At 46.5% G+C, this 17,722-nt stretch carries 16 protein-coding genes; 12 read left to right on the top strand and 4 right to left on the bottom strand.

Annotated features, from left to right (window positions below; genetic code table 11):
* The first annotated feature begins 185 nt into the window (after positions 1-185).
* The 6 genes from NGM44_RS01240 (at position 186) to clpA (ending at position 7,360) form a co-directional block, all read left to right on the top strand.
* Positions 186-1,862 carry a nitrite/sulfite reductase gene (locus tag NGM44_RS01240; protein ID WP_253223878.1) on the top strand — a complete coding sequence of 559 codons (1,677 nt, stop codon included), beginning with the start codon at positions 186-188 and terminating at the stop codon, positions 1,860-1,862.
* Positions 1,863-1,891: 29 nt separating this feature from the next.
* Positions 1,892-2,281 (top strand): DUF934 domain-containing protein, encoded by a 390-nt coding sequence (locus NGM44_RS01235; protein ID WP_253223877.1) that lies wholly within the window; start codon positions 1,892-1,894, stop codon positions 2,279-2,281.
* A 36-nt stretch (positions 2,282-2,317) separates the two neighbouring features.
* Positions 2,318-3,667 carry a siroheme synthase CysG gene (gene cysG / locus NGM44_RS01230; protein ID WP_253223876.1) on the top strand — a complete coding sequence of 450 codons (1,350 nt, stop codon included), beginning with the start codon at positions 2,318-2,320 and terminating at the stop codon, positions 3,665-3,667.
* A 217-nt stretch (positions 3,668-3,884) separates the two neighbouring features.
* Positions 3,885-4,643 (top strand): hypothetical protein, encoded by a 759-nt coding sequence (locus tag NGM44_RS01225; protein WP_253223875.1) that lies wholly within the window; start codon positions 3,885-3,887, stop codon positions 4,641-4,643.
* Positions 4,644-4,751: 108 nt separating this feature from the next.
* Entirely contained in the window at positions 4,752-5,081 is a 330-nt protein-coding gene (locus NGM44_RS01220) for an ATP-dependent Clp protease adaptor ClpS (protein ID WP_253223874.1), read from the top strand.
* Between the two features lie 26 nt (positions 5,082-5,107).
* Positions 5,108-7,360, top strand: a complete 2,253-nt coding sequence (gene clpA / locus NGM44_RS01215; protein WP_253223873.1) for an ATP-dependent Clp protease ATP-binding subunit ClpA — start codon at positions 5,108-5,110, stop codon at positions 7,358-7,360.
* Between the two features lie 163 nt (positions 7,361-7,523).
* Here clpA and htpX read toward each other — a convergent pair whose 3' ends face one another.
* The 3 genes from htpX to NGM44_RS01200 all read right to left on the bottom strand — a co-directional run bounded on the left by htpX (position 7,524) and on the right by NGM44_RS01200 (position 10,594).
* Positions 7,524-8,429 carry a protease HtpX gene (gene htpX, locus NGM44_RS01210; protein WP_253223872.1) on the bottom strand — a complete coding sequence of 302 codons (906 nt, stop codon included), beginning with the start codon at positions 8,427-8,429 and terminating at the stop codon, positions 7,524-7,526.
* Between the two features lie 185 nt (positions 8,430-8,614).
* Entirely contained in the window at positions 8,615-9,400 is a 786-nt protein-coding gene (locus tag NGM44_RS01205; RefSeq protein ID WP_253223871.1) for a lytic transglycosylase domain-containing protein, read from the bottom strand.
* A gap of 399 nt (positions 9,401-9,799) precedes the next feature.
* Complete coding sequence (locus NGM44_RS01200; protein WP_253223870.1) at positions 9,800-10,594, bottom strand: inner membrane protein YpjD; 795 nt, start codon at positions 10,592-10,594, stop codon at positions 9,800-9,802.
* Positions 10,595-10,811: 217 nt separating this feature from the next.
* Here NGM44_RS01200 and ffh point away from each other — a divergent pair, with 217 nt between their 5' ends.
* The 5 genes from ffh to ubiA all read left to right on the top strand — a co-directional run bounded on the left by ffh (position 10,812) and on the right by ubiA (position 15,806).
* Complete coding sequence (gene ffh / locus NGM44_RS01195; RefSeq protein ID WP_253223869.1) at positions 10,812-12,356, top strand: signal recognition particle protein; 1,545 nt, start codon at positions 10,812-10,814, stop codon at positions 12,354-12,356.
* Between the two features lie 93 nt (positions 12,357-12,449).
* Positions 12,450-13,136: a tRNA (adenosine(37)-N6)-threonylcarbamoyltransferase complex dimerization subunit type 1 TsaB gene (gene tsaB, locus NGM44_RS01190; RefSeq protein ID WP_371923519.1), complete on the top strand. Its 687-nt coding sequence runs from the start codon at positions 12,450-12,452 to the stop codon at positions 13,134-13,136.
* Between the two features lie 79 nt (positions 13,137-13,215).
* On the top strand, positions 13,216-14,058 hold the full coding sequence (locus NGM44_RS01185) for an undecaprenyl-diphosphate phosphatase (RefSeq protein WP_253223867.1): 843 nt from the start codon (positions 13,216-13,218) through the stop codon (positions 14,056-14,058).
* Between the two features lie 3 nt (positions 14,059-14,061).
* Positions 14,062-14,886: a class I SAM-dependent methyltransferase gene (locus NGM44_RS01180; RefSeq protein ID WP_253223866.1), complete on the top strand. Its 825-nt coding sequence runs from the start codon at positions 14,062-14,064 to the stop codon at positions 14,884-14,886.
* The gene (gene ubiA / locus NGM44_RS01175) at positions 14,883-15,806 is read left to right on the top strand and encodes a 4-hydroxybenzoate octaprenyltransferase (protein ID WP_253223865.1); all 924 of its coding nucleotides are present in this window, start codon (positions 14,883-14,885) and stop codon (positions 15,804-15,806) included. The genes NGM44_RS01180 and ubiA overlap by 4 nt, the downstream gene beginning before the upstream one ends.
* A 50-nt stretch (positions 15,807-15,856) precedes the next feature.
* Here ubiA and NGM44_RS01170 read toward each other — a convergent pair whose 3' ends face one another.
* Positions 15,857-16,747: a DMT family transporter gene (locus NGM44_RS01170; RefSeq protein WP_253223864.1), complete on the bottom strand. Its 891-nt coding sequence runs from the start codon at positions 16,745-16,747 to the stop codon at positions 15,857-15,859.
* A gap of 272 nt (positions 16,748-17,019) precedes the next feature.
* Here NGM44_RS01170 and sodA point away from each other — a divergent pair, with 272 nt between their 5' ends.
* Positions 17,020-17,634 (top strand): superoxide dismutase [Mn], encoded by a 615-nt coding sequence (gene sodA, locus NGM44_RS01165; RefSeq protein WP_253223863.1) that lies wholly within the window; start codon positions 17,020-17,022, stop codon positions 17,632-17,634.
* Positions 17,635-17,722: the final 88 nt, after the last annotated feature.

The following is a 17,722-nucleotide window of genomic DNA, read 5'->3' as shown; positions in this document are numbered from 1 at the left end:
TCATTATGGGCGGTTGTTGTCTTTTATAAACTGTCAAATCAGATTATCCCCAAACCATCTACCGATATTCCATTTTTGAATTTTAATTTTTTATGCTCAACGCTTAACATGATGCGGTATAATTCTTAATCCAAAAACATCCTGTTATTTCAATTCATTTAGCCATACACCAAAGGAAAATTATCATGTATCAATACAGCTATGCCGACCAAAAACTGGTGGACGAGCGTGTCGCTCAGTTCCGTGACCAAACCCAGCGTTTTTTGGCAGGTGAGTTGCCAGAAGAGCAATTTTTGCCACTTCGTCTCCAAAACGGTCTGTATGTACAGCGTCATGCGCCGATGCTACGCATTGCCATTCCTTATGGCTTGATGTCAAGCAATCAGCTGCGCACACTTGCCGAGATTGCGCGCGATTATGACCGCGGTTATGGACATTTTACCACGCGCACCAATATGCAGCTCAACTGGGTGAAGCTTGAAGAAGTGCCTGATATTCTTGCCAAGCTTGCTGCCAATCAGATGCACGCCATTCAGACATCAGGCAACTGTATTCGTAACACGACGACCGACCCTTATTCAGGCATTCATGCTGATGAGATTGCCGACCCACGCCCGTATTGCGAGATTATCCGTCAGTGGAGTACTTTTCATCCTGAGTTCGCCTTTTTGCCACGCAAATTCAAGATTGCCGTCATCGGCACTAAGGCTGACCGTGCAGCGACGCAGGTGCATGACATTGGTCTGCATTTGGTTGAGCGTGATGGTGAGCTTGGCTTTGAAGTGCTTGTTGGTGGCGGTCTTGGTCGTACGCCGATTATTGGCAAGGTGATTAATGAGTTTTTGCCACGCCGTCATCTGCTGTCGTATCTGGATGCGATTTTGCGTGTGTATAATCTAGAAGGTCGCCGTGATAATAAATACAAGGCTCGTATCAAAATTTTGGTCGAAAGTCTTGGTAAAGATGTCTTTGCCCAAAAAGTCGATGAAGAATGGCAAACGCTCAAAGATGGCGATTTGACCCTGACTGATGCGCATTTTGAAAAGGCGCAAAGCTATTTTACCGAGCCAAATTATGAGCAAATCGATCCGCTAGAGGCACAATCTAAGCTGGAGGAATTTTTTGGCGATATTAACTTTAAAAACTGGTATGAGCACAACACTGTCGCTCATAAGGTGAACGGCTATCGTGCGGTGGTGATTTCGCTAAAAGCCGGCGTGGTCGATGGCGAGTATGTGCCAGCAGGTGATGTGACTGATGCGCAGATGTTTGCGCTTGCTGATTTGGCAGATGAATGCAGCCTTGGCGAGATTCGCGGTACACATCACCAAAACCTTGTATTGACTGATGTCAAAATCAGTGATCTATATGCCTTGTGGCAAAAATTGGTTGCGCTAAAACTTGCACGCGCGAACATCGGCACACTGACAGACATGATCGTCTGCCCTGGTTTTGATTATTGTGCTTTGGCAAATGCCACAACGCATAACATCGCAGAATCGATCGAGAAGCAGTTCAATGATTTAGATTATCTTTATGATCTGGGTGAAATCCGCCTAAATATGTCAGGCTGTATGAATGCGTGTGCGCACCATCATGTCGGTGATATCGGTATCTTGGGCGTGGACAAAAAAGGCGAGCATTGGTATCAAATCAGCCTAGGCGGTAACTCAGGCGAGAATGCCAAGCTTGGTGATATCCTAGGTCGTGCAGTGGCTGCTGATGAAGTTGCCAAGACCATCGCCACTATCGTGGATGTCTATAAAACCAACCGCATCGAAAGCGATGAGCATATCGAGACATTTGCCCAAGCGGTAGAGCGACTGGGTATTGCACCATTCAAAGCGGCAGTCTATAGCTGATCATTGATAAGAAATAGTAAGGAATCATCATGAGCATAACGAAAGTATATAGCGATGCGCGCACCGAAGCTGTGGCGATCAGTGAAGAAGAATTGGTGGCAGCTTTGAGCGCAGACACCACACCAGATGAGATCGAATCGGCAGTACAAGCTGCGCCTGCGTCACTGCTGTTTAATTTAGCGGATTTTAAAGATGGTCGCGTGTTTAGCCTAATCCGCCACGCACGACACAAGGGTTTTGCAGGCGAGATCATCGTCGCTGGTGATTTTGCATTGGATCAGGCGAATTATTTTGTCAAATCAGGTGCAACGGCGTTTTTGGTCGAAGAAGCAAAGCTTGCGACTTTGACCAAAACCTTACAAGATCTTGCCACAGGTTATGATGGTGAAACGATCAGCCGTTTGCCATTATTTAGCTAATGATAAATATAATTTAACAATAAAAAAGATATTACCATGAAGACTTTGCCCTTATTTTTTGACCTAGCAAATAAAACCGTGCTGATCGTCGGCGGCGGCGATGTCGCACATCGTAAAGCGATGCTGATGGCAAAGGCAGGGGCAAAGCTTGTGGTAATCGCGAAAAATTTCGATGATGAATTTGTTAAATTTCTAAATAATCATCAAGCAATCATCCATCAAAAAAGCTACGATGCCACTGATTTGGATACCCATCAGCCAAGCATCGTCATCGCTGCGACCGATGATCATGCGGTGAATGTCTTGGTGCATGGTGACTGTCAAGCGCGCCGTATCGCGATTAATGTTGTCGATACGCCTGCGCTGTGTGATTTTATTTTCCCTGCCATCGTCGATCGTGATCCTGTGGTCATCGGCGTGTCCAGCAATGGCAAAGCGCCTGTGCTTGCGCGACTGATTCGCGCCAAGATCGAGAGTGTATTGCCAAGCGGTTTGGGCAAGCTTGCCGCCAAGGCAGGTGAGTTTCGCGCGACGGTAAAAGAAAAACTGCCGACCATTACCGAGCGCCGCTATTTTTGGGAATCGGTATTTGGTCGTGCGATGGTGGATCAATCCGTCGGTGAGCTTGATACTGAATTAAGTGATTTTATCGAAAATAACGACAAGCAGGGCGAAGTATATATCGTCGGCGCAGGTGCAGGCGACCCAGATTTATTGACTTTCAAGGCACTGCGACTCATGCAGCAGGCGGATGTCGTGCTGTACGATGCTTTGGTATCGCCTAAGATTTTGGATCTATGCCGCCGTGATAGCCAAAAAATCTTCGTCGGTAAAAAACGCCAAGACCACGCCAAAACCCAAGATGAAATCAATGCCTTATTGGTCAAATATGCCAAAGCAGGGCATCGCGTACTGCGTCTAAAAGGTGGTGATCCTTTTGTTTTTGGGCGTGGCGGCGAAGAGATGTTCGCGTGCCGACAAGCAGGCGTGCCATACCAAGTGGTCAGCGGCATCACAGCGGCATTGGCGGCAAGCAGCAGCACAGGCATTCCGCTTACCCATCGTGGTGTGGCGACTTCGGTGCGATTTTTGACAGGGTGCTACAAGACCAATGAAGCCTTTGATGGGCTAAAAAGTGCGTACCAAGCCGATGAGACTTTGGTGTTTTATATGGGGCTACACGCCTTGCCGAAGATTGTCGAGAACTTAAGCGCACAAGGCTTGCCAAGCGATCTGCCTGTCGCCATCGTATCGAACGCAAGCTTACCCAATCAAGCGGTGCTGACTGGGACTTTGGCAAATATTGTCGCCAAGCAAGAAGAAAGCGGCGTATCTGCACCCGCGATTATTATCGCTGGTAAAGTGGTGGATTTGTATCAAGGCTGATGATGGGTTTTTTAAAAGCGAACATTTAATGACCTAAATTTTTAAACCACTTGACCCATCTTATTCTAAATATTTAGCCATTTTTCCCATGCCAACCATTTGCTAAATGAGAATGAATTGTAAAATTTCGTATATCATCGTAAAACAAGCGTATGCAATCGCGCAAATTTTGCTATAATAAGTGGCATTTTTCTAGACACAATGGTTTGGGTAACTCATGCCAAATAATTTTTCATTTTCTAAGGCTCGTCATGAGCGTGGGGCGACAGGGCAGATTTTGGCTCTGTTCATGTTGGCGTTGATTTTCGCATCGTTGGTGGTGGCGGTGATTGGCTTTAAATTCGGCTTTCGCCAAGGTGTGGCGGACGCTGCCGAGAACATTCCACAAGTCGCTGCAGCCACTGCAGACAGCCAAGTTTTGAGCAAAGAAAACGCACAGCTGAAGCAAGATGCTGCCACGGCACGCCAAGAGCGCGACATCAGCATGGCGAATCTTGAGCGACTGCGCGGCGAATATGAAGAGTTAAAAACCACCAATCTACAGCTAGAGCAGGTCAATGAACTGCTCAAAGCATCGGTGGCAGAGCAAGGCGGCGTGGCGCTGAATATCATGGCGTCTGAGATCATTTCATTGCCACAAAATACCTATGAATATCGTTTTGATGTCTCGATGATCGATGTCTCGGGCAAAGCGGTGAAAATGATTCCTAAATTGACACTGCTGAATGCTACCAGTATGGTTGAGATTCCACTTGATCCATCAAGCTATGATATCAATGGCGTGGCGAATATCCGCGGCCGCTTTATCATGCCTGAAGGCTTTGAGCCTAAGCAGATGAAGATCGAGCTGATGGCAGGCACACAAAAAGTGCAGCAGCTGTACAACTGGCAAATTGGCAAAATCATCAGCGATGCACCGACTTCATTGGCTGAAATGCCGAACGCCAGCAATCGCCCAATTGTCAAACAAGACTAATCAATCAATTTAAAATAATGCCATAAGCGTGTTGGGTGATGTGCCGCGTGCTTATGGCTTTTTATTGCTCAAAAAACTTTAAAAAACTGATAAGGGATGATGTCAATCATGAGTGCACCTAATGATTATGATGTACAAACCGACAACCAAAGTGATGTGCTGACCGTGAGTCAAACCAAACGCCAGCATCCGCAGATGTATGCGGTGGTGATGCACAATGATAATTATACAACGATGGAATTTGTGGTGTATGTACTGGTCGAGATTTTTCATCATGATATGGATGAAGCGTATCGCTTGATGATGAAAATCCACGAAACAGGGCGTGCGGTGGTGGCGTTACTGCCTTTTGACATCGCTGAGATGAAAGTCGATGAAGTGACCATGCTTGCCGAACAAGAGCAATATCCGCTTTTGACCACCATCGAAAAAGCCTAAAAAAGTATTTAAAATCAAGGATTTATATGTTTGACCAAAATTTTTTGGCGATTCAAGAATTCATGTATGAATATGCCAAACGCCAGTCTCATCAGTTCGTCACCGTTGAGCATTTGTTACTAGGCTTATTAAAAGACAAAAGCTGTGTGCAGATTTTAGAAGCGTGTGATGCGGATACCAAGGCGATCTTGGGTAGTTTAAAAGAGTATTTGGCAGACTATATCCCCAAGCGCGACGGCGAGCCGATGCCGACCAAGAGCCTTGAGCGTGTGATTCAGCGCGCCATTTGGCAGGTGCAATCATCACAAAGCAGTGAAGAAGTTGCGCCGACGGATTTATTGGTGGCGATTTTTAAGGAAGAAGAAAGCTTTGCCAATGAGCTGCTTCAGTCATCTGGCGTGGATATTTTGAGCGTGATGCGTGAGATTTCGGTGATTAATCGCAGTAAATTGGTCGATTATGCGCTGCATGGCGATGCTGATCGCGATGAGAAAAGTGGTAAAAACAAGCAAGATCCGCTGCAGGCATATACGCTCAATCTCAATGAACAAGCCAAACTTGGCAAAACCGATCCGCTGGTGGGGCGCGGTGATGAGATTGAGCGTACGGCGCAGATTCTGTGCCGCAGACGCAAGAATAATCCGCTATTGGTCGGTGATCCGGGTGTGGGTAAGACTGCTATCGCTGAAGGCTTGGCGTGGCTGATTGTCCATGATAAAGCCCCAAAACCGCTTGCTGATGCGACGATTTATAGCCTTGATATGGGTGCGCTGATCGCAGGTACAAAGTTTCGCGGTGAGTTTGAAGCGCGGATGAAATCCTTATTGGATGCGCTGAAAAACTTGCCTGATGCCATTTTATTCATTGATGAAATTCACATGGTCATCGGTGCAGGCAGCTCGCAGGATGGCAGCATGGATGTGTCCAATCTGATTAAGCCTGCACTTGCCAAGGGAGAAATCCGCTGTATCGGTTCAACGACGGTGGTCGAGTATCGACAGATTTTTGAAAAAGATCATGCGCTGTCTCGCCGTTTCCAAAAAATCGACATTCAAGAGCCATCCATTGCTGATAGCATTGCGATTTTACAAGGGCTAAAAGGCTATTATGAAAGCCATCATCAGGTCAGCTATACCGATGATGCAATCGATGCAGCGGTGCGCTTGGCGGATAAGCACATTCATGAGCGCTTCTTGCCTGATAAGGCCATCGATGTCATCGATGAAGCAGGCGCATATCTAAAGCTACAAGCACAAACCGATAATGCGACCGCCGTCGTCGATGTGTCTGTGATTGAGACCATTGTTGCCAAGATTGCGCGTATTCCTGCCAAGACCGTGAGCCGTGATGATAAATCGGTGCTAAAAAACCTTGAGAAAAATCTCAAGCAAGTGGTCTTTGGGCAAGATGCAGCCGTCACTGCATTGAGCGATGCGATCATCATGGCGCGCTCAGGGCTGAATCATCCTGATAAGCCGATTGGGTCGTTTTTATTCGCAGGGCCGACAGGTGTGGGCAAGACTGAGATCAGCCGCCAGTTAAGCTTTTTGCTTGGCGTGGAGTTGGTGCGCTTTGATATGAGTGAATACATGGAGGCGCACACAGCATCGCGACTGATTGGTGCGCCACCAGGTTATGTCGGCTATGATCAAGGTGGGCTATTGACCGAGAAAATCCATCAGCATCCGCATTGTGTGCTACTGCTCGATGAACTCGAAAAAGCGCACAGCGATGTGTTCAACCTGCTGCTACAGGTGATGGATCATGGCACGCTGACGGATAATAATGGGCGATCGGTGTCGTTTCGCCAAGTGATTCTCATCATGACTACCAATGTCGGCGCAGATCAGATCAGCAAAAATTCAATGGGCTTTACTGAGCAAAATCATCAGTCGGATAATGCCGAAGCGATCAAGCGTACATTCAGCCCAGAGTTTCGCAACCGCTTAGATGCCATCATTAATTTTGCACCGTTAGATCCATCGGTGATCGGTTCGGTGGTGGATAAATTCATCACAGAACTGCAAACACAGCTACTTGATAAAAATGTCGTCTTGAGCGTGTCGGATGCGGTGCGTGCTTATCTTGCTGATAAGGGATATGATCGACTGATGGGTGCGCGCCCAATGGCACGACTGATTCAAACTGAACTGAAAAAACCATTATCACAGATGATACTGTTCGGTGATTTGGTTGATGGTGGTAAAGTTGATGTAGTTATGGATGGGGATAGGCTTAAGTTTGAAGTGGTGAAGCATAGTCTGCCAACTTTGAAATGATACTGCGTCAAACTCGCTTGTGGTACTACTTGTACAATTTCGCTCGTTTTCCTTGCCTTATTTCAAATTTGCTTGACTATGGTTTAAGCTGCTGAAAAATAGCACAAAAAACAAGCCGCGATCATATGATGGCAGCTTGTTTTTGGTGAATGGTATTGGCTAATTAACCTTGAAATTTCTGCAAGGCTGCAATACGATCATCAAGTGTCGGATGTGAGCGGAACAGATTGGCAAAGCTAAAGCCTTGTGAAGTGCCTGATGAGATCGCGAATGCTTTCATTGCTTCAGGCATTTGATCAGGACGCTCAGCAGCAGGGCGTAGGGCGTTTAGTGCGCTGATCATCTTATCGCGACTGGCTAGGCGTGCGCCCATCTCATCAGCGCGGTATTCACGCAGACGCGAGAACCACATGACGATCGCTGATGCCAAAATACCAAGCAAGATATCCATGACCATGCTGGTGATGAAATAAGCAATACCTGGACCATCACCTTCGTTCTTAAAGATCGCGCGATCGACGAAGTTACCGATGATGCGTGCAAAGAACATTACAAAGGCATTGACCACGCCTTGAATTAGCGCAAGTGTTACCATATCACCATTTGCCACATGACCGATCTCATGCGCCAGTACTGCTTCGACCTCATCAGGGGTCATGGTGTGAATCAGACCTGTTGAGACAGCGACTAGGGCGTTGTTTTTATTCCAACCAGTTGCAAAGGCATTCGGCTGTTCTGAATTAAAAATACCCACTTCAGGCATTTGGATGCCGACCGCTTGCGCTTGGCGTGCAACGGTATCAACAAGCCACTGCTCAGTGCCATTGCTCGGTGTTTCGATCACGACCGTGCCTGTTGATTTTTTTGCCATCCATTTTGACATAAATAGCGAAATCAATGAACCGCCCATGCCCCACACAAGGCACAGTACCATCAATGAAGCAAGGTTCAAACCGCCGTTGCCGTGCACACTGCCAAGTCCAAAGACGCTAGAAATGACAAAAAATGCAATGCCGCAGACGATCATGACAGCCAAGTTGGTTAATAAAAATAAACCAATTCGCATCATAAGAAGCTTTTCCTTTTAAAAACAAAATTAAACATGGGTGTAGAGTATTATAGGGATATTTGCCCAAAAGAAAAGGCAAAATTTGAGAAAGTTCTCTAAATTTTGCCTTAATATACAAAAAACTGACAAAGCGTTTTGTAGCTGCAAGAGTTGCATACAGTTTATGCAACTCTTGCTAGGATCAATCAGCGGCTAGAGATATAAACGCGTCCACTGGTTGAGCCGACATTTGGATTTTGTGGGGTGGCATAGCTACCACCTGAACCCAGTACTTGGCTGGTCTGTGAGATGGTGGTCGATGCTGGCGGTGTATTCATCGCAAGGGTAGTGCGTGAACCGTTAAAGCCTTGATATAGGCTGGCATCTAGGCTATAGATGTTATTATAACGCTCATTGACTTTTTGAACATAGTTGCGTGTCTCACGGAATGGTGGGATGCCACCATGCTTACGCACATTACCTGGGCCTGCATTATAAGCAGCGATCACATGATTTGGATTGCTGAACATACCTTGTAGGTAGGCTAGATATTTAGTACCGCCATCGATGTTCTCAGCAGGATCATAGGCATTATACACACCCATATCGCTTGCAGTGCCTGGCATTAGCTGCATCAGACCCATTGCGCCCACTGGTGAGCGCGCGCTTGGATTAAAGGTAGATTCGGTATGGATGATCGCTTTTACCAACGCAGGATCGACGCCATAACGCGAGGCCGATTGGCGGATCAAATCATCATAAGCATCACGACCAGAGCCATAGCTGCTGTATGATGTATCCCAATGCGATGATGTGAATGCTGAGTAGTTCGGAGTTGATGATTGGTTGCTAGAAGTGTACTTTGACAATGCTGCAGTAGCGTAGCTTGTGGTTTGGCTTTGGGTCAAGACAGCCTTATTTGGGGTTTTGCTTGGTTGAATTGACACGGTTACGCCGCCAGCAGGCATCGTTGTGGTGGTCACTTCTGCCATAGCAGTCGTGCTTAGTAGTGCGATAGATAGGGTACTTAATGCGATTCTGTTAATTTTAATAGTCATAATCGTAAGTGAAGTTGAAATTTGAAACGCATTGTATAGCATAAAAATATGAATGGCTAGTAAAAAATATCATCAAGTTACAAAAAATAACACAATGGCAAGATTAGATTTAGCTTATAAATACCAAAGCAAAAACAAGGCGCAAAGCTTGGGAGAATAAGCAATATTCTGTTTAAAAATTCGCCTTTATATGGGATTTTCCAATAAATAATTTGTATTCAGAAATTAACCATCAAATTTCAAGGATGATAATTGTAACAAAATATGTATCAGCACTTTACAAAAAAGCCCAAATTTGTCTATTTGGGCTGATTGATATTCTACAAGTTGTGGCTAGCTTAATAATAGTTCCATCACCGCCTTTGAGCCGACAAAGCCCACTGCCAGTAGCACAAAGCCATAGATGGCAAAGCTTGCCGCGCGCTTGCCACGCCAGCCATAGCGATAATGCCCCCAAATCAGTATGCCATACACAAGCCAACTGATCAGGCTAAACACCATCTTATGCGCCAAATGCTGCGTCATGATGTCATAAGTGGCAATAAACCCAAGCACCAAAGCAAGGCTTAAAATCGCAAAACCCAGCGCAATCATATCAAACAATAAGCCTTCCATGCTCTGCAGTGATGGCAGGCGCGACACCCAAAAACGGTGCATAGTCTGATGCTTGAGTTCGCGGATCTGTAAGCGCAGCAAAATCCCTTGCACCGCCGCCATCAAAAGCACACAATAAGCAGCAAAAGACAATAAAATATGCACCTGCAAGCTTGCAGACAGATCAGAGATCGGCTGATAGTCTGCCTTGCCAAAATAGCCTAAGCTGATACCAAGCAGTCCTGATGGCACAGCAAGCACGCCAAGGCTTAGAATAGGGCGATATAAGCCAAACAGCACATAAAACAGCACAAAAAACAAACTGGTAAGGCTCAAAGTATTAAATAGATTAAAATTCAGCCCATAGTTTGTCACAATTTCAGGATACAGCACAGCGCCATGCAAGATAAGCGCGATAATAAGCAGGCTTAGCAAGCTGACTTTGGCAATCGGACGGTCTTTGGCAAGACAAGCAAGTAAATAGATGCTTGCCGCTGCATACACCGCCACACACGATAGGTATATAAAAAGCACAGTGACCCCTTGAGTCTTGTCAAATGATGCAAAGCTTGCCGATTTGCCTGTGGTTTTATGGGTAAAATTGGCAAAAAAGACAAAAATTTGTGGATATTGACAAGATTTGTGCAATTAAATTGGAATATTTGCCTAATTTAGCATAAAATAGCGTTTATTTGTAGCACTAGTTTTGGCAAGACACACAACCTTGCCCATTGAAAAGATTGGAAAAGCAATGTTTGATACCTTAACAGAACGACTTTCGGGCAGTCTGCGTAATATCGCAGGCACAGGTCAGCTGACCGAAGATAACATCAAAGACACACTGCGCGAAGTGCGTATGGCGCTACTAGAAGCGGATGTGGCACTGCCTGTGGCGCGAGATTTTGTCGCCAAGGTCAAAGAGCAGGCTTTGGGTCAAGATGTCCTAAAAGAGCTTGCACCTGGTCAAGCTTTTGTCAAAATCGTCTATGATGAGCTGACTGAGATGATGGGCAGCGCCAATCAGACGCTTGAGATGACTGGCAAGCCGCCGATGGTGTATCTGCTGGCAGGTCTGCAAGGTGCGGGTAAGACGACGACAGCAGGTAAGCTTGCTAAGTTTTTGCAAGAAAAACAAAATAAAAAAGTCATGCTAGTCTCTGCCGATGTCTATCGTCCTGCAGCGATCAAGCAGCTTGAGCAGGTGGCAGGGCAGGTTAAGGCAAGCTTTGTGCCATCAAGCAGTGATGAAAAGCCGATCGACATCGCGCATCGTGCGATTAACGAAGCGAAATTACAATATCAAGATATTCTCATCATCGATACCGCAGGTCGCTTGCACATCGACGATGAGATGATGGACGAGATTAAAGAGCTTGCCGCGGCGGTCAATCCTGTTGAGACGCTGTTCGTCGTCGATGCGATGACAGGTCAAGATGCGGCAAATACCGCTAAAGCATTCAATGATGCACTGCCTTTGACAGGTGTAATCTTGACCAAGACTGATGGCGATGCCCGTGGTGGTGCGGCATTGTCAGTGCGTGCGATTACCGGTAAGCCGATTAAGTTCTTGGGTCGCGGTGAGAAGCTAGATGCGCTTGAATTATTCCACCCTGAGCGTATCGCCCAGCGTATCTTGGGTATGGGTGATGTGCTGAGTTTGGTCGAAGAAGTTGAACAAAAACTTGACCGCGAAAAAGCCGAAAAAATGGCGAAAAAGATGCAAAAAGGCGGCGAGTTCGACCTTGAAGATCTTTTGACCCAATTTCAACAAATGCGTAATCTTGGCGGCATGGCAGGTTTTCTAGATAAAATGCCAGGTCTTGGCGGTGCGGACATCCAAAAGGCGATGGCAGAAGCTAAGCCTGAAGAGAAAATCAAAGAAATGGAAGCCTTGATTCACTCAATGACCCCATTTGAGCGCCAAAATCCTGATCGCATTACCCCAAGCCGTAAGCGTCGTATCGCGGCAGGTTCTGGTCGCCAAATCCAAGATGTCAATCGCCTGCTCAAGCAGCACAAGCAGATGGCAAAAATGATGAAAATGATCAGTCGTCCAGATGGCATCGGTAAGATGATGAAAGCTGTGCAAGGTTTGACGCGTGGTATGTCAGGCGGCGGCCCATTGTTTGGCAATAAAGGCGGTGATGCGAGCGCTGCCCCAAGCATGGCAGAGATGCAAAAATCGATGCAGGATCTGGGCTTGAACCCAAATGATATGCCAAGCATGGAAGAAATGCAGAAAAAAATGCAAGAATTGGGCGGTCAGCTGCCACCACAATTTAAAAAGCGTTTTTGATTGGCTGTAGCTGTGATTGATTTGAAAAACCGCTCTCCATTTGGCGAACGGTTTTTCGTTTTATCATTTTATTGATTTTGAGAGCTTTTTGTCATGGCAATTTTGATGGCATTTGATACGGTGTTTGAGCAGTGCTCGGTGGCAATCGTGCAAGATGACACGGTGCTGTACCACAAGACCATCGCGGGCAATCGTGGGCAGACTGAGATTATCCTTGAGATGGTGGATGAAGCACTTATGCAGACAAATCTGTCATTAGCACAGATAGACTGTCTTGCGTTCAATCGTGGGCCAGGCGCGTTTAGTGGTATTCGTATTAATACAGCGGTGGTGCAGGCGTTGTCGGTGGCTAGCGATACGCCATGTGTGGGTGTATCAAGCTTGGCCGCTCTTGCTGATACTGCTTGCCAAAACGAAACTTTTGCTGATAATACCGTGCTATCGGCAGTGATGGATGCACGCCAAAACCAAGTCTATCAGGGGCGATTTGTCATCAAACATGGTGCATTGAGCACTGATGCTGACGGTAAGATTATCGGTGATGAAAGCTTGCTTGATTATGATAGTCCGTTAATCGCTGATGTCATCGTCGGTGATGGTGCATCGCTTGTACAGCATGATAATGCCAAAATAGTGCAAGTACATCCGACGGCGGTTGATATCGCACGGCTTGGCATGACGGCGTATCAACAAGGGCAGGCGGTGAGTGCCGACAATGCATTGCCTGTGTATCTGCGAGATAATGCGTGGAAAACGCTGGCTGAACAAGGCAAAGCTTAAGCTTTCGGGTTTGGCTTAAGCCAAATTTCAGATTTGTGGTGTACAATACGCCGTCTTTTTATTTTTCTTAGGTTGTACTATGGATATTTTACTGATTATCAAAGCCGTCATCATGGGTATTGTTGAAGGCATTGCAGAATTTTTGCCGATTTCTAGCACTGGCTATTTGATTTTATCAGCCGATGTGATGAATTTTTTGAGCGGTGAATTTCGCAATCTGTTCATCGTCTTTATTCAGCTTGGGGCGATTTTGGCGGTCATTTATGACTACTGGGGCAGACTGTGGAATTCATTCATGGGGCTATTGACCGGCAAGGCAGAAGGCCTTGCCAAGCCTCGCCAACTGGGTCTTGCCTTGATTGTTGCGACCATTCCTGTGATGCTTGTGGGCTTTACTTTTGCTGATACCATCACGGCTGTGCTGTTTCATCCGTTGGTGGTGGCGACGATGCTGATTGTCGGTGCGCTACTGATCATTTATGCTGAGAAAACTCCCCGCAAAATCATCGCTGATGAAGCTGAGAACATCAGCTTTAAGACCGCACTGTACATTGGTCTGTGCCAATGCCTTGCCCTGATTCCCGGTACGAGCCGCTCTGGGGCGACCATCATCGGTGCGCTACTGCTTGGCACTTCGCGCAAGGCAGCGACTGAGTTTTCGTTTTTCTTAGGCATCCCTGTCATCATCGGTGCGGCATTATTGGATCTGATCAAGCATAAAGACGCGCTACAGACAGGCAGCGACTGGGCGATTTTGGGCATTGGTACGCTGGTGTCATTCATCGTTGCCTTGCTGTGCATTCGTCTGATGGTGGCGTGGGTGTCGAAAAAAGACTTTATGATTTTTGCTTGGCTGCGTATCATCACAGGCGTGATTGTGCTGATTGCGTTTTTTGGGTTTGGTTATCAGATTCAAGGCTGATCAATGCAGATGGCTGCGGATTTACCGATTTTTTGTACCCATTTAGATGACATTGTCAAAGTGATGGCAATGGTGGATGGGCTGCCACTAAATATTGAGCCAATTATTTTATCTAAGCTTAATAATAAATACCTAGGCTTTGCTTTTACTGAGCATAACATCAGCCAAGCGTTATTGTTTGAAAAAGATAAATTATCACTCGTGCAGTACAAGGATGGCGAGCTGATCAAGGTCAGTAATGAATGGCACACACTCACCAAGCGCATCGTCACTGCAGGGCGCAAATCCGAGCTGCTCTTACAAGCAGCCAAGCTTACGGCAGGACAAAGCGTGATCGATGGCACGGCAGGCTTTGGGCATGATAGCCTAATATTAGCAAGCACTGGCGCGATGGTGATGATGTGTGAAAATAATCCCATTATGGCGCTGATGCTGATGCATGAACATCACAGAATGCAGTCGAATGCCAATTGGCAAGGTTTGTTATCGCGTATTAAGATTTATCATGGCAATGTGTTGGATGTGCGTGCAAGCTGTGATCTGGTCTATCTTGATCCGATGTTTCCGCAGGACAGCTACAGTGCCAAGGTGGGTAAAACAATGCAAGCTTTGCACGCTTTTGTCGCGCCACCAAGCCGTGATGATGAGATACAATTATTAAACCATGCTGTACAATTAATCCATGATGAGGGGCGCGTGATTATCAAGCGACCCGTGAGTGCGCCGCATTTGGCACAGCAAGCACCGATACAATCATGGCAAAATGACGCAGTGCGGTTTGATCAATATCACAAACACCCTATAGTTGATAATCTAGTAGCCCAATGAAAAACCACCATACTAATCACCCTATGATCGCCCGCGATAAGTTCATCGCATGGCTACATCTGACACGCTTTGATAAGCCTGTCGGTACAGAGCTGCTCTTGTATCCGACGCTGTGGGCGGTGCTGATGGCGTATGTTGGGCAAGGGCAGATGGTAAGTTTGAAGGTGTTTGTTATTTTCACGCTTGGGGCGATTTTGATGCGTGCGGCGGGCTGTGCGATCAATGATTTTGCCGATCGTAAAGTTGATGGTCATGTCAAGCGCACCAACACTCGCCCGCTTGCCGATGGACGATTGTCTGCCAAAACTGCGCTTTATACCTTTGTGGGTTTGTCATTATTATCCGCGTGCCTGCTGTTTTTCTTGCCAGTTGCGGTGTTTTATTGGTCGCTTGGAGCGGTGGTGTTGGCGTTCGTTTATCCATTTATGAAACGCTATACACATCTGCCGCAAGTGGTGCTTGCTGCGGCGTTTGGCTGGGCGATACCGATGGCGTTCGTTGCCGCGCAAGGACATACCGATGTGTGGACATGGGTGCTGTTCGTGGCTTATATGTGTTGGACGGTGGCGTATGATACGCAATATGCGATGTGCGATCGTGATGATGATATGATCATCGGGGTCAAATCAACGGCGATTTTATTTGGCAAATATGATGTGGCGATCATCGTGCTATTAAAGGCATTATTTGTCGGCTTAATGGCGGTGGCGTTGGTGCATTATTATGGCGATACGCTTGATGCTGTGTGGATTTGCGTGGCGTTATTGCCTGTGGTTGGTAAATTTATTTATCAATATAATTTGATCAAAGACCGTGAGCGTTTGGCGTGTTTTGCTGCATTTCGTCATAATGTCTGGGTAGGGCGTTATATGTTTGCTTTGGTGGCGGTATTGACGGCGTTGCCGATGTTGTTGGCGTGATTTTAAAGGCGTAAACAATACGCCCTTAATCATCAATCATCAAAAAACAATCAAGCTGCTTTCACTCGCCGTCCGACCAATACAATCCCAACCAGCACCATCACCGCTCCGACAATAAAGCTTGTGGTCATCTCATCGCCCAAAATCCACGCACCCAGTGCCACCCCAAAAATCGGTGTCATCAAAATCAACGCCCCAATATCTGCTGAGCGATAGCGAGTCAAGAGCCAAAACCATGCCACCGTCGCTAAAAACGCCACAAATACCGCTTGAAATCCGACGCTAAGCACGCTGGCAGTTTGCCAATTCATCACCGCTTGATCGGTCGCTATCGCATATAGCCACAGTAGCACAGCGATGGCAAACAGCTGATAGGCAAGCACCTGTTTGGCAGGCAGTGTACCAAGGCTTGTCATACGGATAATCACCGTTGTCAAGCCCCACGACAAGCCCGCCGCCAATGCTAAGCCATCACCTAGTAGCGAGCCACCCGCCTGTGATGACAGCAAAAACGCCACCGCAATCCCGCCAAAAGCAAGCCCCATGCCTAGCCACTGCACCCAAGACAGCCGTTCATCTTTGACCAAAAAATGCAAAAACAACGCCGAAAATAGGGGTGATGTATATAAGAACACCACACTGCGAGATGCACTGGTATAGCGTAGCGACTCGCCTGCCAAGAGTGACTCAAAAGCGAACAATGCACCGACAAATAGCCCAAGCTTGATTTGTTTGGGATTGAACCGCAGTTCTTTTTGGTACACCATAAAGCCAAGCAAAATCAGCAAACCAAACAGCGAACGCATCGACAGCTGCATCACTGGCGAGATTTCGTGGTGGCTGAGCTTGATGGCGATATTGCTCAATCCAAGAAACAAACAGCATACCACCATCGTACTGATGGCGATATGGTCAAGGGGGCGTCTGGTGGATGTCGGCATGATAAAATGAAAAATTATATCATGAAAAAAGCCAAAATCAAGCCAAATAAAATTTAAAAAATACAATAAAATCAATTATTTGATCATAAAAATTCATCACTTGGCATGACATATCCGCCATCAATCCGACAGCGGATGGATGAAGTTCTTTTGGTATTTTTGCAGTTTTTTCTTGAAATTGTCATCCAATGGCTATATATTGAAAGGACGGACAACGGCATTTGGCAGTGTTCGCAAATTTATCAACGAATCAACAAAGAAGGAATACCGCAATGGCATTTACTCTACCTGAGCTAGGCTACAGCTACGACGCACTAGAGCCACATTTTGACAAAGAAACCATGGAAATCCACCATTCACGCCACCATCAAGCGTATGTGAACAACGCTAACGGCTTGCTAGAAGGCACTGAGTGGGCGGACAAGTCAGCCGAAGAAGTGATCGCAAACCTAGACAAGCTACCAGCTGACAAACAAACTGGCGTGCGTAACAATGCAGGCGGTCATGCCAACCACAGCCTATTTTGGACAATCCTAAAAACTGGCACCACACTTGGCGGTTCACTTAAAGAAGCCATCGAGCGTGATTTTGGTTCGGTAGAAGCATTCCAAGAGCAGTTTGAAAAAGCGGCAGCGACTCGCTTTGGTTCAGGCTGGGCATGGCTAGTTAAGCAAGGCGATAAGCTGGCTGTCGTTTCAACTGCCAACCAAGATAGCCCATTGATGGGTACTGCAGTTGCAGGCTGCGAAGGTACGCCGATCATTGGTTTGGATGTGTGGGAGCACGCTTACTACCTAAAATACCAAAACAAACGCCCAGACTATATCAAAGCATTCTGGAGTGTAGTTAACTGGGATGAAGCACAAAAACGCTTTGACGCAGCTTAATAGTCATCTATGAACCAAAAAATCGCATTCAGTGATGGATGCGATTTTTTTTATTGTGCGAAATTATTGTGCGAATGGTTGGATTGGG

Source organism: Moraxella sp. FZFQ2102 (assembly GCF_024137865.1).
Classification (GTDB): Bacteria; Pseudomonadota; Gammaproteobacteria; order Pseudomonadales; family Moraxellaceae; genus Moraxella.
This window is presented reverse-complemented; position numbering and strand designations above follow the sequence as displayed.

Excerpts from the sequence above, each read along its gene's own strand:
- NGM44_RS01240 (WP_253223878.1), top strand. The coding sequence starts at position 186 with ATGTATCAATACAGCTATGCCGACCAAAAACTGGTGGACGAGCGTGTC.
- NGM44_RS01235 (WP_253223877.1), top strand. The coding sequence starts at position 1,892 with ATGAGCATAACGAAAGTATATAGCGATGCGCGCACCGAAGCTGTGGCG.
- cysG (WP_253223876.1), top strand. The coding sequence starts at position 2,318 with ATGAAGACTTTGCCCTTATTTTTTGACCTAGCAAATAAAACCGTGCTG.
- NGM44_RS01225 (WP_253223875.1), top strand. The coding sequence starts at position 3,885 with ATGCCAAATAATTTTTCATTTTCTAAGGCTCGTCATGAGCGTGGGGCG.
- NGM44_RS01220 (WP_253223874.1), top strand. The coding sequence starts at position 4,752 with ATGAGTGCACCTAATGATTATGATGTACAAACCGACAACCAAAGTGAT.
- clpA (WP_253223873.1), top strand. The coding sequence starts at position 5,108 with ATGTTTGACCAAAATTTTTTGGCGATTCAAGAATTCATGTATGAATAT.
- htpX (WP_253223872.1), bottom strand. The coding sequence starts at position 8,429 with ATGATGCGAATTGGTTTATTTTTATTAACCAACTTGGCTGTCATGATC.
- NGM44_RS01205 (WP_253223871.1), bottom strand. The coding sequence starts at position 9,400 with ATGGCAGAAGTGACCACCACAACGATGCCTGCTGGCGGCGTAACCGTG.
- ffh (WP_253223869.1), top strand. The coding sequence starts at position 10,812 with ATGTTTGATACCTTAACAGAACGACTTTCGGGCAGTCTGCGTAATATC.
- tsaB (WP_371923519.1), top strand. The coding sequence starts at position 12,450 with ATGGCAATTTTGATGGCATTTGATACGGTGTTTGAGCAGTGCTCGGTG.
- NGM44_RS01185 (WP_253223867.1), top strand. The coding sequence starts at position 13,216 with ATGGATATTTTACTGATTATCAAAGCCGTCATCATGGGTATTGTTGAA.
- NGM44_RS01180 (WP_253223866.1), top strand. The coding sequence starts at position 14,062 with ATGCAGATGGCTGCGGATTTACCGATTTTTTGTACCCATTTAGATGAC.
- ubiA (WP_253223865.1), top strand. The coding sequence starts at position 14,883 with ATGAAAAACCACCATACTAATCACCCTATGATCGCCCGCGATAAGTTC.
- NGM44_RS01170 (WP_253223864.1), bottom strand. The coding sequence starts at position 16,747 with ATGCCGACATCCACCAGACGCCCCCTTGACCATATCGCCATCAGTACG.
- sodA (WP_253223863.1), top strand. The coding sequence starts at position 17,020 with ATGGCATTTACTCTACCTGAGCTAGGCTACAGCTACGACGCACTAGAG.